We start from the raw sequence: 17,245 nt of genomic DNA, 5'->3' as shown, positions 1-17,245 counted from the left end.
GATCCGGAGTACGCGTCAGCGCAGGGCGGTGAGCTTGTTCAGGGTGTCGCGCGCGGCACCGGTGGGCTTGGCGGTGCCGCAGTACTCGGCCTGGACCAGGGAGACCAGGTCGGCGTGCCAGTCACCGTTGTAGTTGAACGCGGCGGTGTGGCCGCCCTTCTCGTCGGAGACGACGAGGGAGGTCGAGCCGTGGATGCCGCCGCTGTGGCTGAAGACGGTCACCCCGCACGACAGGGTGGCCGACATGATGCCGAGCCCGTAGCGGGCCTGCGAGTCCTTTTCCATGGGAATGGTGGTGAGCAGCTCCCGCTGCTGCTTCTCGGGCAGGAGCCTGCCGCCGAGCAGCACGCTGTAGAAGCGGTTGAGGTCGCCGGCGGTGGAGATGATCGCGCCGGCCGCCCCGCCCCAGGACGGGTTGAGCTCGGTGACGTCGTAGACCTTCGCGTCCGGTTCCGTTTTCAGGAGCTTGCTGTAGGCGCGCCCATGGGGGTTGGGCATCGCGGGTGAGGTGCCGGGGAAGGTGGTGGCGCGCAGCCCGGCGCGGCGGATGACGCGCTGGGTGATCTCGGTGGCGTAGGGGCGCCCGGTGACCTTCTCGACGATCATCCCGGCGAGGATGTAGTTGGTGTTGGAGTAGTGGAAGTCCGTGCCGGGCGCGAAGTAGGGCTCGTGCCGCAGGGCCACGTCCACGAGTTCGCGCGGGGTGCGCGTCTCGAAGCGGCGCTGCATGTACTCGGTGCTGAGGTATTTCTGGAAGCCGTCGTCCTCGGTGTAGTTGTAGATCCCGCTGCTGTGGTTGAGCAGCTGACGGATGGTGACGTTGCGGCCGTCGTGACCGCCGTTGCCCCGCAGGACGCCCGGCAGTCGGCTCTCCACGGTGTCGTCGAGGCTCAGCCTGCCCTCGGCCTCCAGCTGGAGGAGGACGACCGAGGCGAAGACCTTGCTGATGCTGCCGACCCGGAACCGGTCCTCGGGGAGCCGGGGACGGCCGGTGTTCAGGTCGGCGACGCCGGAGGACCCGTTCCAGGTGACGGTCCTGTCCTGAAGTCTCTCCCGGGCCTGCCCGAGGACGCCGGGCACGCCCGCCGCGACCTCGGCGTCCATCACCTCCTGGGTCGCGCGGTGGTCGCGCCCTCCGGCGGGCGCGGCGGACGCGGCGGGGGCCGTGGCGGTGAGGGCGCCGGCGGCCGTCGCGGCCATCACGAACCCGGTCAGTGCTCTGCGTAAGGACCGTGCGGTCATCTTCCTCGCCTCTCGTACGGGAACGCGGACATCTCTCAGGACTCCTGCGATGTCCTGGGAGTTGAGCGGTAGTTGAGAGGCGATCGGGGGAGGGGAGGGATTCCGGCCAGGCCGCGTCCGGACATTCGGTCGTCTTATCGGTCCGGAGATATCCGGGAATTCCCTACTCAGCCACGTAATCTCACCCGATCGACGGAATGCACCCGGGGTGGCCCGGAATCTACGCTTGGTGTATGTCGATGTGGGGTCGCACAGCGGTACCGCAGTCCGCGCTGCGGGCGGCGGTCGCCGTGCTGGCCTCCCTGCTGCTGGTGCTGACCGGGTCGGCGTCCGCCGGGATGGAGCGCGTCTCCGTCCGTGAGGAGACCCTCGCCTCCGCCTCGCTGTCCGACGACTCGTCCGACGAGTGCGTCGCCTGCGCGCCCGAGCAGCGCGTGCCACGTCCGGGGAGGGTCGGGCGGCCGGCGGGCAGGATCGCCTGCCCGCCGGCCTTCGCGTCGTCCGCCGGGGGGACCGGGGGGCTCCCCGGCGGCCGGGTCACCTCGCCCGGCGACACCGTCGCCGCGGGTCACGCGCAGCATTCCGTCCTGCGCTGCTGAGCACAGCCACGCCCCGCCCGCCCCCGCCGCTGACGTGCGCGCCGGGCGGGGCGTCGCTGACACCCGGGCTCGTCCCGGCAGGCCGGCAGTTCAGACACAGGAGTGACGCCATGCGCATCGATGCCGCGCGCGCTCTCGGCGCCTATGTGCGCGCCGAGGCCTATCGCGCCCACCGCCCCGCTCCCGATCCGGAGCCCGCCCCCGTCGTCGTCGAGGAGCGGCCGGACGTGCCCCAGGGCGCGGAGGAGGAGGTCCCGTCGGATTCGCGCCGGGCGGGGGTGCTCGCCCGGCTGCTGTTCCTCCGTCAGGAATAGCCTCCGGGCACCGGACGGATTCCGCGGCCCGCCGTACCCGGCGAGCCGCTTCGCTGTGCGGGTGCGGTGCGGGCGGGAAGACGGGCGGTGAAGGGGGGCCCGCCCCGCGAGGTGACTTTAAGGTAAGGCTAACCTAATATCCAGGTTGTCCGGCGGGAGTGATCCCGGACGGCGCCCTCTTCTCGTATTCCAACGCCCGGAGCATCTGATGACCTCGCCCAACCGCCTCCTCCAGTCCGCCCCGCGCCGCGCGGCGCAGGCTCTCGCCGCTGTGGGTGCGGCCGCGCTGCTGCTGACCGGCTGCGGCTCCGACTCGGACTCGGGTTCGGGCTCGGACAAGACGAAGAGCGAGGCGGCGTCCGGCGGCGAGACGCGCACCATCAAGGACGCGACCGGCACCGCCGTCAAGGTGCCCGCCCACCCCAAGCGCGTCGTCACCCTCACCCAGGAGGACCTGGACGCGGTGCTGGCGCTCGGCGTCAAGCCGGTGGGCATCACCAACGGCCAGGGCCTGAACAAGCCCCCGGCCTACCTGGAGGACAAGGTCAAGGGCATCAGCGTCGTCGGCAATCTGCTCCAGCCGGTGATGGACAAGGTCCTCGCGGCCAAGCCCGACCTGATCCTCGCCGGTGACATGCAGGACGAGAACGTCCTCAAGCAGCTCCGCGAGATCACCCCGGCCACCCTGGTCACCATGGCGCCGACCGACGACTGGAAGCTGTCCTTCCGGGGCGTCGCCAACGCCGTCAACAGCCTGGACAAGGCCAACAAGGTCATCGCCGACTACGAGGCCAAGGCCAAGAAGGCCGGCGAGGAGCTCGGCGAGAACAAGGGCGCCGAGGTCTCCATCGTCCGCTGGAACCCGGACGGCCCCAGCTGGATGGAGAAGAAGCAGTTCGCCAGCGGCGTCGCCCTGGACATGGGTCTCAAGCGCCCCAAGACGCAGGACAAGGACGGCAACGCCCACACCCCGGCGCTCAGCCTCGAGAAGATCAGCGAGATCGACGGCGACTGGCTGTTCCTCTCCACGCTGACCTCGGACGGCGAGAAGGCCCTCAAGGACGTCCAGGAGAAGCCCGCGTACAAGGACCTGAACGCGGTGAAGAAGAACCACGCCGTGACCGTGAACGGCTCGGTCTGGTCCACCCGCGGCGGCCCGCTCGCCAGCGACGTCGTCATCGACGACATCACCAAGGCGCTCAAGAAGTAGCCACCCCGGACGGGCCGGCGAAAGCCGGCCCGTTGGGGGCACCTCCCAGCGGTAGCTGGGGGAGTCCGAGGACGCGTCGCGCTACGCGCGGCGCGTCGCCGCGAAGTCGGCGGCCGTCCACGCCATTCCGACCGCGCCGTCGAGGATCGCCCGCTCCGCCTCCGGCGAGACCGCCGCCTCGGCGAACTCCGGCTCGTGCGGGCCGCACGCGCCGCCCGTGATGTCCAGCACCGGGTGGATCGACGGCACCGCGTGCGAGACGTTGCCCATGTCCGTGCAGGCGAACGCGTCCTTCGACAGCGGCTCGGGCCGTCCGAGCGCCCGGGCGTTGGCCGTCCACAGGGCGATCAGGCCGGGGTCGGTGCGGAAGTCCAGGTAGTCCGGCTCGGGACGGGTCAGCGACACCTCGCAGCCGGTGGCCAGCGCCCCGGCGCGGAAGCACGCCTCGACGCGCTCGCGCAACTCCCGCAGGTCCTCGGCGGCCGAGGCGCGGATCTCGTACTCGGCGGTCGCCCGGTCGGGGATCAGATTGGGCGCCGTCCCCGCCCCCGTCGTCACCCCGTGCACCTTCCACTGCGGCGGCAACTGCTGGCGCAGCAGCCCCAGTGCGACCTGGGCCACCGTCAGGGCGTCGGCGGCGTTGCGGCCCTCGTGGGCGTTGAGGCTGGGATGGGCGGCCTTTCCCCGGTACTCGACCGAGAGCGTGCCCAGCGCGAACGAGCGGAACTCGGCGACCTCGAACGGGCAGGGGTGCACCATCATCGCGGCGTCCACCCCCTCGAAGGCCCCCGCCTCCAGCAGCAGCGCCTTGCCCGCGCCGCGCTCCTCGGCCGGGGTGCCCAACACCCGGACGGTCAGGCCCAGTTCGTCCGCGAAGGGGGCCAGTCCCAGCGCCGCGCCGATGCCCGCCGCCGCGATCAGATTGTGACCGCAGGCGTGCCCGAGGCCGGGCAGGGCGTCGTACTCGCAGGCGATGGCCACGGTGACGGGGCCGGAGCCGACGGTCGCCGTGAACGCCGTCTCCAGGCCATGGGCGGGGGCGGTGACGGCGAAGCCGTGCTCCCGCAGCTCCTCCGCGCACCACGCGGCCGCCCGGTGCTCGGCGAAGGCCGTCTCGGGGTGCGCGTGAATGCGCCGGCTGAGCGCCAGAAGCCCCTCGCGGCGTTCCAGAACGCGCTCGCGTATGGCTGATTTGAGGCCCTCGGCCACGGTCATGTCCGCTCCAGTGTCGTCGTCTTCGCGCGGTGTCCTCGGCAGCCGGACCCACGCTCACAAGCGATCAGAAAATAGCTTAGGCTTACCTAAGCTGACGCACCGGGGGTTACCGGTGCGACCAGGAACGTTCGCCAGAAACCGGGAGTCCCCACGCGATGCGTCACCACCAGGACGAGAACTCCGCCGAACTGCCGCTCCTCGCCGCGCAGTCCGGAATCCTCTACGCCCAGGCTCTCGACCCCGCGAACCCGGTCCTCAACACCGGCGACCGGGTGGAGATCACCGGACCCCTGGACGAGGAGCTCTTCGAGCGCGCCCTGAAGCGGACCACCGCCGAGGCCGAGACCCTCGCCCTGCTGGCCACCGCCGGGGACGGCACCACCCCCGCCCAGCGCCTCGCCGCCCCCGCGCCCGCCCTCCACCGGCTCGACCTGCGCACCGCCGCCGACCCCGAGGCCGAGGCGACGGCCTGGACCGCCGCCGACCTCGCCCGCCCCGTCGACCTCACCGAGGGCCCCCTCGTCACCCACGCCCTCATCCGCCTCGCCGACGAGCGCTACTGGTGGTACCAGCGCGTCCACCACTTCGCCGTCGACGCCTACGCCCTGAACCTCATCGGCCGCCGCCTCGCCGAGGTCTACACGGCGCTGGCCACCGGCGCCGAGCCCACTCCCCACCCCTTCGGCACGCTGCGCGAACTCCTCGACGACGAGGCCGCCTACCTGGCGGGCGAACGCCACGCCGCCGACCGCGCCCACTGGCGCGAGCGCCTCGCCGACCGGCCCGAGCCCGTCTCGCTCTCCGACCGCCCCGCCGCCCCCGCCGGTACCGTCCTGCGCCACACCGCCGAACTCCCCGCCGGCTCCCTCGCCCGGCTGACGGCCGCCGCCGGCACGGTGAAGGCCACCTGGGCCGAACTGCTCGTCGCCGCCACCGCCGGCTACCTCCACCGCGTCACCGGCGCCGAGGACATCGTGCTCGGCCTGCCGCTGAAGAGCCGCACCAACAGCACCGCCCTGCGCACCCCCGCCATGATGGTCAACGTCATGCCGCTGCGCGTCACCGTCCGCCCCCAGGACACCGGCGCCGGATTCCTCCGCCGCGTCGTCATGGAGATGCGGGCCGCCAACCGTCACCAGCGCTACCGCCAGGAGGACCTCCGCCGCGACCTCGGGCTCTCGCCGGAGCAGCCGCTGTTCGGGGCGATGATCAACATCAAGCCCTTCGAGAACGAGGCCCTGGACTTCGCCGGCCTCCCCGGCGTGGTGCGCAACCTCGCCGCCGGCCCCGTCGACGACCTGGCCGTCGGCGTCACCCCGGGCCCCGACGGCGCCCTGCGCCTCGGCCTGGACGCCAACCCCGCGCGCTACGACGCCGACTCCCTCGCCGCGCACGAGCGCGGACTGCGCCGCTACCTCGACGCCCTCACCGACCTGCTGCTGGAGGACGCCCAGCGGCCCGTCGGCACCCTCGACCTCCTCGACGCCGACGAGATCCACCGGGCCACCGCCGGCCGCGCCGAGCCGCCCGTGGACCGCACCCTGCCCGAGCTGTTCGCCGCCCAGGCCGCCCGCACCCCCGACGCGATCGCCGTCCGCAGCGGTGCCACCGCCCTCACCTTCGCCGAACTCGACGCGGCCGCCAACCGCCTGGCCCACGAACTGACCGACGCGGGCGTCCGCCCCGGCACCGCCGTGGCCCTGGCCCTGCCCCGCAGCGCCGACACCGTCGTCGCCCTCTTCGCCGTCCTCAAGGCGGGCGGCGTCTGCCAGCCCCTCGACCTCGGCCACCCCGCGCAGCGCCTCACCGCCGTCCTCGACGACACCCGCCCCGCCCGGATCGTCGGCACCGCCGACGCCGTGCGCGCACTGCCCGAGCACACCGTCCCCGTCCTCCTCCTCGACGACGCGGCCACCCGCGCCCGGATCGCCGCCCGGCCCACCACGGCACCCGCCGCCCCCGCGCTCCACCAGCCCGCCTACGTCATCCACACCTCGGGCTCCACCGGCCGCCCCAAGGGCGTTCTCGTCACCCACGCCTCCCTCGCCAACCTCCACGCCGGGCACGGCACCGACCACATCGCCCCCGCCCGGATACGCACCGGACGGGACCGGCTGCGGATCGCGCACAGCGCCTCCTTCGCGTTCGACGCCTCCTGGGACCCGGTCATCTGGATGGTCCACGGCCACGAGCTCCACCTCCTGGACGACACCGCCTACCGCGACCCCGCCACCCTCACCGCCTACGTCCACGAGCACCGCGTCGACTACCTCGACGCCACCCCCTCCTACGTCGAGGCACTCATCGCCGAGGGCCTGCTGGACGAGGGCCGCCACCACCCCGCCCTCGTCGTCGTCGGCGGCGAGACCGTGCCCGACCCCCTGTGGCGCCGCCTCGCCGCCACCGAGGGCCTGAGCCCCATCAACCTCTACGGCCCCACCGAGACCACCGTCGACGCCTACTACTGGCTGGCCGACGACGACGGCACCCCCGTCGGCCGGCCCGTGCGCGGCTCGCGCGCCTACGTCCTCGACAACTCCCTGCGCCCGGCCCCCGTCGGCGTCACCGGCGAGCTGTACCTCGCCGGCGCCTGCCTCGCCGCCGGCTACCTCGGCCGCCCCGACCTCACCGCCGAACGCTTCACCGCCGACCCCTTCGGCGCCCTCCACGGCGAGCCCGGCGCCCGGATGTACCGCACCGGCGACCTCGTGCGCCGCCGCCCCGACGGCACCCTGGAATTCCTCGGCCGCGCCGACGGCCAGATCAAGATCCGCGGCTTCCGCGTCGAACTCGGCGAGATCCAGAGCGTCCTGGCAGACCACCCCGCCGTGGACCGTGCCGCCGTGATCGCCCGCGACACCCCCACCGGCAAGCGCCTCCTCGGCTACGCCGTGCCCACCACGGGCGCCGCGCCCGACCCCGAGGAGCTCCGCGCCCACCTCGCCGAGCGGCTCCCCGACCACATGGTGCCCACCGCGATCCTGCTCCTGGACGCGCTGCCCCGCACCGCCAACGACAAGCTCGACGTGGCGGCCCTGCCCGACCCCGAGCCCACCACCACCGGCCACCGCGCCCCCCGCACCCCCCAGGAGGAGATCGTCGCAGGTCTCTTCCAGGACGTCCTGGGCCTCGCCGAACCCCCGTCCCCCGACGCCGACTTCTTCGCCCTCGGCGGCCACTCGCTGCTCGCCGGCCGGATCGCCGCCCGCGTCCGCGACGCCCTCGGCGACGACACCATCGGCCTCGCCGACGTCTTCCGCAACCCCACCCCCGCCGCCCTCGCCGCCCTCGTCCGCGACCGCGACACCGACCCCGACCGGCCCGCGCTCGTACCCGTACCGCGCACCGACCGGATGCCGCTCTCCCCGGCCCAGAAGCGGCTGTGGTTCATGTACCGCCTCGAAGGCCCCAGCCCCACCTACAACATCCCGCTGCTGCTCGACCTCACCGGCCCCGTCGACCGGGACGCGCTGCGCCTCGCCCTCGCCGACCTCGCCGAGCGCCACGAGACGCTGCGCACCCGCTACCCGGCCGTCGACAACGAGCCCCACCAGCTGATCCTCACCCCCGAGCAGGCCCGCCCCGAGCTCCACGTCGCCCCGCTCGACGCCGACCTCACCGAGGCCGTGCGCCACTCCTTCGACCTGGCAGAAGAACTCCCGCTGCGCGTCACGCTCTTCAGTGACGGAGACGGCGGCGACCGGCACACCCTGCTGCTCCTGCTCCACCACATCGCCGGCGACGGCGCCTCCACCACACCCCTCGCCCGCGACCTCGCCGCCGCCTACACCGCCCGCGCGGCCGGCCGGGCCCCCGGCGCGGCCCCCCTGACCGTCCAGTACACCGACCACACGGCCTGGCAGGAGCGCCTCCTCGGCACCGCCGACGCGCCCACCCCCGCCGCCGTCCGCATGCTCGACCACTGGAAGGCGGCCCTCGCCGGCCTGCCCGACCAGCTCGAACTCCCCACCGACCGGCCGCGCCCCGCCATCGCCTCCACCGCGGGCGACACCGTCCCCTTCGAGCTCGGCCCCGAGGCCCACGCCGCGCTCGCCGCGCTCACCCGCGCGAGCGGCACCAGCGTCTTCATGGCCGTCCAGGCCGCCCTCGCCGCCCTGCTCACCCGCTACGGCTGCGGCACCGACATCCCGCTGGGCACCCCCGTCGCCGGGCGCGACGACGACACCACCGCCGAGCTCGTCGGCTTCTTCGTCAACACCCTCGTCCTGCGCACGGACACCTCCGGCGACCCCACCTTCCGCGCCCTCCTGGAGCGCGTCCGCACCACCACCCTGGCCGCCCACGAGCACGCCGCCCTGCCCTTCGACCGGCTCGTCGAGGAGCTCAACCCGCCCCGCTCACTGGCCCGGCACCCCCTCTTCCAGGTCATGCTCGCCTGGCAGTCGATGCCCGACGCGGAATTCGCCATGGGCCCGGACCTCGCCGCGCGGATGACCGCCGTGCCCACCGGCACCGCGAAGTTCGACCTCACCCTCAACGCCGGCGAGCGGCCCGGCGGCGGCATATCCGGCTTCCTGGAGTTCCGCACCGACCTCTTCGACACCACCACGGCGGAACGTCTCTCCACCCACCTCACCAGGCTCCTCACCGCCGCCGCGACCGACCCCGACACCCCCGTCGGCCGCCTCCCGCTCCTCGACGGGGCGGAGCTCCACCGCTCCCTCGTCGAGTGGAACGCCGCCCCCGAGGCGCCGGCCGCCCGCGAGCACCGCACCCTCGTCGAGCTGTACGAGGACGCCGCCCGCCGCCACCCCGACCGCACCGCCGTGACGTGCGACGGCGCGTCCCTCACCCATGCCGGGCTGTCCGCCCGCGCCAACCGCCTGGCCCGGCTGCTGGCCGGACGCGGCATCGGCCCCGGCGCCATCGTCGCCCTCGCCCTGCCCCGCTCCCTCGAACTGGTCGTGGGCCTGCTGGCCGTCGCCAAGTGCGGCGCCGCCTACCTCCCCATGGACCCGGACTACCCGGCCGACCGGCTCGCCTACATGCTCGCCGACGCCGCCCCCGCCGCCGTCGTCACCGACACCGCGACCGCCGCCCGGATCCCGGCGCACGACCTGCCGGTCGTCCTCGTCGACGGCACCGACGCCGACGCGTACCCGGCCGACGACCTCACCGACGCGGACCGCACCCGGGCCCAGCGCCCCGGCGACGCCGCCTACGTCATCTACACCTCGGGCTCCACCGGCCGCCCCAAGGGCGTCCCCGTCACCCACCACAACGTCACCCGGCTGTTCTCCGCCACCGACCACTGGTTCGGCTTCGACGAGAACGACGTGTGGACCCTCTTCCACTCCTACGCCTTCGACTTCTCGGTGTGGGAGATGTGGGGCGCGCTGCTGTACGGCGGCCGGCTCGTCGTCGTCCCCCACCTCGTCAGCCGCGACCCGGCCGCCTTCCTCGGCCTGCTCGCCGACGAGGGCGTGACCGTCCTCAACCAGACGCCGTCCGCCTTCTACCAGCTCATGGCCGCGGACTCCCAAAGGGACAAGGGTGCGGACCCGGGACGCGATCTCGCCCTGCGCTACGTCGTCTTCGGCGGCGAGGCCCTTGAACTGGGCCGCCTCGACGACTGGTACGAGCGCCACGCCGACGACGCGCCGACGCTCGTCAACATGTACGGCATCACCGAGACGACCGTCCACGTCTCGTACGTCGCCCTCGACCGGGCGAGCGCCGCCGCCGGCACCTCCAGCACCATCGGCGTCAACATCCCCGATCTGCGCGTCTACGTCCTCGACCCGTACCTGCAGCCCGTGCCGCCCGGCGTCACCGGCGAGATGTACGTCGCGGGCGAGGGCCTGGCCCGTGGCTACCTCGGCCGGCACGCCCTCACGGCGGAACGATTCGTCGCCGACCCCTTCGCCCACCTCTTCGGCGAGTCCGGCAGCCGGATGTACCGCTCCGGCGACCTCGCCCGCCGCCGCCCCGACGGCACCCTCGAGTACTTCGGCCGCGCCGACCACCAGGTGAAGATCCGCGGCTTCCGCATCGAGCTCGGCGAGATCGAGGCCGTCCTCGCCGACCACCCCGACGTCGCCGACGCGGCCGTCGTCGTCCGCGAGGACACCCCCGGCGACAAGCGCCTCGTCGCCTACGCCGTCCCGGCCCACGACACCACCCCGGCCCTCCTCCGCGAGCACACCCGGGGCGAACTCCCCGGCCACATGGTGCCCTCCGCCGTCGTCCTGCTGGACCGGCTGCCGCTGACCGCCAACGGCAAGCTCGACCGCAAGGCCCTCCCGGCCCCCGACCTCGCCGCCGCCGTCACCGAGGGACGCGCTCCGCGCGGCCCCCGTGAGGAACAGCTCTGCGCGATCTTCGCCGACGTCCTGGGCCTGCCCCGCGTCGGCGTGGACGACAACTTCTTCGACCTGGGCGGCCATTCGCTGCTCGCCGTGCGCCTCGCCGGACGCGTCAAGGAGGCCCTCGGCGCGGACACCGGCATCGGCACGGTCTTCCAGGCCCCCACCCCGGCCGCGCTGGCCGCCGCCCTGGACACCGAGGCCACCGACGCCCTGGACGTCCTGCTGCCCCTGCGCCCCGCCAAGGACGGCGACCAGGCACCGCTCTACTGCGTCCACCCCGCCGGCGGCCTCAGCTGGTGCTACGCCGGACTCATCCGCCACCTCCCCGCCGACGTGCCGATCTACGGCCTCCAGGCCCAGGGTGTCGGCCCCGCCACGGCCGCCGAACCCCTGCCCGCCACCCTGGAGGAGCTCGCCGCCCATTACGTCGACCGGCTCCGCGAAGTGCAGCCCGACGGCCCGTACCGGCTGATGGGCTGGTCCACCGGCGGCATCATCGCCCAGGCCATGGCCACCCGGCTCCAGGACCTCGGCGCCGAGGTCGAGCTGCTCGCCATCCTCGACGCCTACCCCGCCGAGGGCTTCCGCGAGCTGCCCGTACCCGACCAGGCCGAGGCCCTGGAGGCGCTGCTCACCATGGGCGGCCACGGCCCGGACAGCCTGGCGGGCAGACCGCTGGAGCTGGCGAACGTCATCGAGGTGCTGCGCCGCGAGGGCTCCCCGCTGGCCGGCCTCGACGACGCCACCTTCGACGCCCTCAACCGCACCTACCTCAACACCAACCACCTGGTGCGCGCCTTCGACCACCGCGTCTTCAAGGGCGACGTGCTGTTCTTCCGGGCCACCGTCGACACCATCGACGACACCCTCACCCCCGACACCTGGACCCCCTATGTGACCGGGCGGATCGACAACACGAACGTCGCCTGCTCGCACAAGGACATGACCCTGCCCGAACCGATCGCGCACATCGCGAGCGTCATCGCCGACCGACTGCGGAAACTGGAGAACTGACCCCATGAGCGACGCACCCGCCAACCCCTTCGACGGCGACGGGGAGTTTCTCGTCCTCGTCAACTCCGAGGGGCAGCACAGCCTCTGGCCGGGCTTCGCCGCCGTGCCCGAGGGCTGGACGACTGTCCACGGGCCCTGCGCCCGGCAGTCGGCCACCGACTGGATCACCGAGCACTGGACCGACCTGACCCCGGTCTCCGCCCGGTGAGGGGCCTCTCCCCGCGCATCGCCGTCGTGGTCGTCTACACGGCGGCGATGTGCATGAACGGGCTCGACTCCACCATCGTCAACCCGGCGCTGCTCACCATCGCCCGGGACTTCGGCGAACCGGTGTCGGCCGCCAACACCGTCGAGGTGGCCTTCCTCGTCGCGCTCGCCGTCGCCCTGCCCGTCGCGGGCTGGCTCGGCGACCGCTTCGGCACCAAGAAGGTCTTCCTCGGCGCCCTCGCCGTCTTCACGGCGGCCTCCGCCGTCTGCGGCCTGGCCCAGGACCTGCCGACGCTGGTCCTCGCGCGCGTCGTCCAGGGCGTCGCGGGCGGGCTGTTGACGCCCGTCGGTATGACCCTGCTCTTCCGGGCCTTCCCGCCGCACGAGCGGATGAAGCTGTCCAAGGTGCTCATCGTGCCGACCGCGCTGATGCCGGCGCTCGGCCCGCCGCTCGGTGGCTTCCTGACCGAGCACCTGTCCTGGCACTGGCTGTTCTTCGTGAACGTGCCGATCGGCGCGGCGGCCGTGCTGCTCGGGCTGTTCGGCGTCCGGGAGCACGTGGAGGGCACCGAGGGCCCCTTCGACCTGACGGGCTTCCTGCTGGCCACCCCGGCGCTGGGCCTGCTCACCTACGCGCTGGGCTTCGGCCCCGCGCACGGCTGGACGACGCCCTCCGTCCTGGTCTCCGGCACGCTCGGCCTCGTCCTGCTGGCCTCGGGCTGCGTCCACCTGCTGAGGGCGCGCACGCCCCTGCTGGAGGTGCGGCTGCTCGCCGACAAGGTGTTCGCGTCCGCCACGGTCCTCGCGCTGGTCACCTCGGCCGGGCTGATGGGCGTGCTCTTCGCGTTCCCGCTGCTCTACCAGGCGGCGCTCGGCGCCTCGGCCCTGGACGCCGGGCTGAGCGTCTTCCCGGAGGCGCTCGGTCTGATGCTGGCCTCCCAGATCGCCGACCGGCTGCTGCCCCGGCTCGGGCCCCGATGGCTCGCCGTCCCCGCCCTGGTGCTCGCCACGGCCGTCTTCGGCGCGCTGGCCGTGCCGGGCGTGGCCGAGAACGCGTGGGCCGTACGGGCGCTGATGTTCTGCGTGGGCCTGGTGCTGGGGACGGCCGTGCTGACCGTCCAGATCGCCGGGTTCGCGGACGTACCGCCGCCGGCCATGGGCCAGGCGATGGCGCTCTTCACCATCGTGCGCACGCTGGGCGGCGCGCTCGGCATCGCCGCCGTCGCCGCGGTGATCTCCGCGTGGGGCGGCTCCGGTACGCACGAGACGGACCCGGCCCCGTACCGGGCCGCCATCGCGGTCACCGCGGGCCTCGTCGCCCTCGGCACGCTGGGCGCGCTGCGGATGCCGAAGGAGGCGCCGGCGCCGCCGCCGTTCGACGACGAGCCGGAGGCTGTGGCGGTGTGACGACGAAAGCCCCCACGCGCGACGCGTGGGGGCTTTCCCCATGTTCAGCTTCCCAGCAGCCCCACGAGCCCGTCGGCGAGCCCGCCGCGCCAGCAGGCGTAGTCGTGACCGCCGTTGAACTCGCGGTAGTCCACGTCGTAGCCGCGTGCTTCGAGCACGTTGCGCAGGTGGCGGTTCTGCGGCAGGAGCATCCACTCCTGGAGGCCCACCTCCAGATGGAAACGGACGGGCAGCTTTTCGCACGTCGCGAACTGGCGGGTCAGCCACTCGCTGCCGCCGTCGAACTCGGTTCCGTCCGGCCACCAGAAGGAGCCCGACTGCGACAGCGCGTTCCCGAACCGGGCCGGCCTGCGGAAGGCGGCGAACGCTGCCGTGAGGCCACCCGCGCTCTGCCCCGCCACGACCGTACGGGCCGGGTCGTCCGTCACGCCGTACTCGCGCGCCGCCCAGGGCAGCAGCGTGTCCGCCAGCCAGTCGACGAACTCCTCGCTGCAGCTGAGGTCGGCCATCCGCCGGTCGCGGCCCATGGTCTCCACCATCAGGGTCACGGTCGGCGGGATCCGGCCGTCGTGGTGGAGGTTGTCCAGCGTCGTCCCGAAGTCCAGCACCGGGCCCCACATCTCGCCGTCCAGCAGCACGGCGACGGAGTACGGTCCGTCGCCGGTGGTGTGACCCGCGGGGAGGTGCACGCCGACGCGCCGCCCGTCGACCTCCGCCGCGCCGCGCGCGCCGCGCGGCACGTTCTCCCGTACGGCCGCCCAACCCTGCGCGGGCGCGTCGGGGAGTTCCATGACGGAGGACGGGTTGCGGCCGTCGCGGGCCGCGAGCGAGGGCCCGGCGGCGAGCGGGTCGGGCAGCGCCTCGTCCAGCACCCGCAGCCAGCTGCGCCGGTCGGTGCGCAGGGCGTCCTCGCGGGTGCCGCGGTGCACGGAGAACTGGTACGACGCCCGGTGATCGGCCCGCAGCCGGTGGCTGATGGCCCACACGTCGGTGCCGGGCACGTTGGTCATGAGGTGCGGGGTCAGGTCGTGGGCGTGGCGGTCCTTGTCCGTGACGGTGTGGAGCAGGGCGAGGACATGGGAGGCCGAGTCGTCGCGCCAGAGGAAGGTCACGAGGCGCCAGGCGTCGTTGCCTTCGGGGTCGGGCTCGACGAGGGGGGTGCCGGTGGCTTTGACGCGCTGCCAGAACGCCTCGACGGCGCGAGGGTCGTCGGCCAGCTCGCGCAGGGCGGGGCTTTGTATCTCCATGCGACTTCCTTTCGGTGGCAGGTTGCCGGGGGTGGGAGGAGGCCCCGGTCCCGCCCTTTCACCGTTTCCTGGGGCTCCGCCCCGGACCCCGCTCCTCAAACGCCGGAGGGGCTGAGATCGGCGGGGGTCCGGGGGCGGAGCCCCCGGTTACGGGAAGGGGCGGGACTGGGGTAAGAACCGCCGGAGGCCTACACCCGCGCCGCCGCCGACCGCCCCAGCAGCACCCACAGCAGGAACGGTCCGCCGAGAACGGTCGTGACGATGCCCACCGGCACCTCGACCCCGTCGAAGACGATCCGCCCGACCGTGTCGGCCAGCACGATCAACACCGCGCCGACCAGCATCGACCCCACCACCGGCACCCGCACCGGCCCCGCCAGCCGTCCCGCGATCACCGGTGAGGCGAGCGCCACGAAGCCGACCGGGCCGCAGATGCCCACCGCCAGCCCGGCCAGGGCCACGGCCAGCAGCAGGCAGAACAGCCGCACCCGGGCCGGGGCGACGCCCAGGGACGAGGCCGTGGAGTCGTCGAAGCGCAGCACGTTGAGCTGCCGGGCGACGACGAGGGCGAGCGGCACCAGCATCGCCAGGCCGATGAGGACGGGGGTGGCCACCGAGTAGCCGCGCCCGTTGAGGCTGCCGGAGGTCCAGACGTACAGGGAGCTCGCCGAGTTCAGCGAGCGGCGGGTGAGGACGACCTGGGTGACGGCGGAGGCGAGGGCGGACATGGCCAGGCCCACCACCAGGACGCGGTAGCCGCGCTGTCCGAGGCCGCCGGAGACGGTGGTGACGACGAGGACGGCCACCAGCGCGCCGAGGGGACCGGCCCACCAGGCGCCGAAGGTGCCGGTGAGAGTGGTGGAGATGAGGACGGCCGCCGTCGCGCCGTCGTTGACGCCCAGGAGTTCGGGGGTGGCGAGGCGGTTGCGGGCGAGGGTCTGGGTGAGGCAGCCGGCCAGGCCCAGGGCGGCGCCGGCGGTGAGTCCGGCGACGATCCGGCCGAGCCGGAACTTCTGGACGAGGAGCACGTCGAAGCGGTCGCCCGAGCCGAGGACGGCGTTGAACGTCCGGGCCAGGCCCATCTCGCTCTGGCCCGCGTACGCGGACAGGACGACGGCGGCGACGAGGAGCGCCGCCAGGGCGAGCGCGGCGAGCGCGGCCCGGCGCGGCAGCAGTACGGAGAGCGCGCCGCCGCGCAGGACGAGGCTGTCCTCCCGCTCGGCACGGCGCGCCGGCCGCAGGGCCGCGAACCGCCGCTTGGGCGGCGGCGCGGCCTCCTGCGTGGCGGGGTCGGTCATGCCCATCGCACCCAGCCGCCGGGAGCGGACGATGCCGATGAGGACGGGGGCGCCGATGAGGGCGACGATGACGGAGACCGGCGCCTCGAAGGGCCGGGAGACCACCCGGGCCAGGACGTCGGCGCCGGTGAGGACGCCCGCGCCGATGAGCCCGGCGAAGGCGATCTGGGCGGTGAGCCGGGGCCCGGTGAGGGTGCGGGCGAGGAAGCCTGCGAGGAGGCCGAGGAAGGAGATGGGGCCGACGAGCGCCACGGCGGAGGCGGTGAGCAGGGTGACGGCCACCGCGACGATCACCCGGATGGTGGAGGGCCGGTGGCCGAGCCCCTTGGCGAGGTCGTCCCCGAGCGCCAGCGCGGACAGCGGGCGGGCGACGAGCAGGGCGACCACGAAGCCGACGGCGAGGACCGGCAGCAGACCGGTGAGCTTGCCGAAGCCCTCGACGCCCGCCAGCGAGCCGAGGACCCAGAAGCGGAAGCGGTCGTAGGTCTCGGCCGAGTTGACGACGATGACGCTGGTGAGCCCGCCGAAGGTGGCGCCCAGCGCGGAGCCGGCCAGAACCAGCCGCATCGGTGAACCGCCGCCGCGCCGCCCCGCGATGAGCAGGACCAGCGCGCTGGCGGCGATGGCGCCGCCGAACGCCCACAGCAGGTGGCCGAGGCCGCTCTGCACCCCGAGGAAGGCGATGCCGGCCACGACGCCGAGCGAGGCGCCGGCGTTCACGCCGAGCAGGCCGGTCTCGGCGAGGGGGTTGCGGGTGACGGCCTGGAGGAGGCTGCCGGAGGTGCCGAGGGCGGCGCCGACGAGGAGCGCGGTGAGGGTGCGGGGGATCCGCAGGTCGCCCACGACCAGGGAGAGGCGCGCGTTGTCGCGCGCGCCGTGCCGGCCGAGGAGGTAGTCCAGGACGGCACTCGGGCCGACCTCGCCCGCGCCGACGGACAGGGAGAGGGCGGCGAGCACGAGGACGGCGGACAACAGTCCGACGGCGATGGCCGCCAGTCGCCGACGGCCGTGGGACGGTCTGGGAACTGCCTGGTCGGCGGCGGGTTTCGCCTCGGTGTCCACGTGCGCCAAAGTCATAAGGTAAGGCTAGCCTAATGCCCTCCGTCGTCCGGAAGCTCCGGGGTCGTACCGCCGGACACCGGCATGCGAAGCGGTATGTACCG

At 73.7% G+C, this 17,245-nt stretch carries 10 protein-coding genes; 6 read left to right on the top strand and 4 right to left on the bottom strand.

The genetic code is table 11. The annotated features are described in order from the left end of the window. Positions 1–15: 15 nt before the first annotated feature. Positions 16–1,242 carry a serine hydrolase domain-containing protein gene (locus IE096_RS01810; RefSeq protein WP_229819856.1) on the bottom strand — a complete coding sequence of 409 codons (1,227 nt, stop codon included), beginning with the start codon at positions 1,240–1,242 and terminating at the stop codon, positions 16–18. A 233-nt stretch (positions 1,243–1,475) separates the two neighbouring features. On the opposite strand from IE096_RS01810, the gene IE096_RS01805 reads away from it, so the two are divergent. From IE096_RS01805 to IE096_RS01795, 3 genes are all read left to right on the top strand, one after another. Beyond that, the gene (locus IE096_RS01805) at positions 1,476–1,841 is read left to right on the top strand and encodes a hypothetical protein (protein WP_189447667.1); all 366 of its coding nucleotides are present in this window, start codon (positions 1,476–1,478) and stop codon (positions 1,839–1,841) included. Positions 1,842–1,951: 110 nt separating this feature from the next. Next, complete coding sequence (locus IE096_RS01800; protein ID WP_189447665.1) at positions 1,952–2,155, top strand: hypothetical protein; 204 nt, start codon at positions 1,952–1,954, stop codon at positions 2,153–2,155. A gap of 208 nt (positions 2,156–2,363) precedes the next feature. Further along, positions 2,364–3,365: an ABC transporter substrate-binding protein gene (locus tag IE096_RS01795; protein ID WP_189447663.1), complete on the top strand. Its 1,002-nt coding sequence runs from the start codon at positions 2,364–2,366 to the stop codon at positions 3,363–3,365. Positions 3,366–3,446: 81 nt separating this feature from the next. On the opposite strand, the gene IE096_RS01790 is transcribed toward IE096_RS01795, so the two are convergent. Beyond that, a complete protein-coding gene (locus IE096_RS01790) occupies positions 3,447–4,580 on the bottom strand; it encodes a M20 family metallopeptidase (RefSeq protein WP_189447662.1) in 1,134 nt (377 codons plus the stop codon). Between the two features lie 155 nt (positions 4,581–4,735). Here IE096_RS01790 and IE096_RS01785 point away from each other — a divergent pair, with 155 nt between their 5' ends. Genes IE096_RS01785 through IE096_RS01775 form a run of 3 tightly spaced genes read left to right on the top strand, consistent with a single transcriptional unit; the run spans position 4,736 to position 13,537 of the window. Next, positions 4,736–11,923 carry a non-ribosomal peptide synthetase gene (locus IE096_RS01785; RefSeq protein ID WP_189447660.1) on the top strand — a complete coding sequence of 2,396 codons (7,188 nt, stop codon included), beginning with the start codon at positions 4,736–4,738 and terminating at the stop codon, positions 11,921–11,923. A gap of 4 nt (positions 11,924–11,927) precedes the next feature. After that, positions 11,928–12,131 carry an MbtH family protein gene (locus IE096_RS01780; protein ID WP_189447658.1) on the top strand — a complete coding sequence of 68 codons (204 nt, stop codon included), beginning with the start codon at positions 11,928–11,930 and terminating at the stop codon, positions 12,129–12,131. After that, on the top strand, positions 12,128–13,537 hold the full coding sequence (locus IE096_RS01775) for a DHA2 family efflux MFS transporter permease subunit (protein ID WP_268248271.1): 1,410 nt from the start codon (positions 12,128–12,130) through the stop codon (positions 13,535–13,537). Before IE096_RS01780 ends, IE096_RS01775 begins: the two co-directional genes overlap by 4 nt. Positions 13,538–13,581: 44 nt before the next feature. Here the strand turns inward: IE096_RS01775 and fes are convergent, their stop codons facing one another. Both fes and fhuB read right to left on the bottom strand, forming a co-directional pair. Beyond that, positions 13,582–14,784, bottom strand: coding sequence for an enterochelin esterase (fes, locus tag IE096_RS01770; protein ID WP_189447656.1), 1,203 nt, complete (start codon positions 14,782–14,784; stop codon positions 13,582–13,584). Positions 14,785–14,972: 188 nt separating this feature from the next. After that, on the bottom strand, positions 14,973–17,159 hold the full coding sequence (gene fhuB / locus IE096_RS01765) for a Fe(3+)-hydroxamate ABC transporter permease FhuB (RefSeq protein WP_189447654.1): 2,187 nt from the start codon (positions 17,157–17,159) through the stop codon (positions 14,973–14,975). Positions 17,160–17,245 lie beyond the last annotated feature (86 nt).

It is taken from the genome of Streptomyces abikoensis, assembly GCF_014648775.1.
In the GTDB taxonomy this organism is placed as follows: Bacteria; Actinomycetota; Actinomycetes; order Streptomycetales; family Streptomycetaceae; genus Streptomyces; species Streptomyces abikoensis.
Note: the sequence above shows the minus strand (reverse complement) of the source record. Positions and strands in the feature narration are given on the sequence as shown.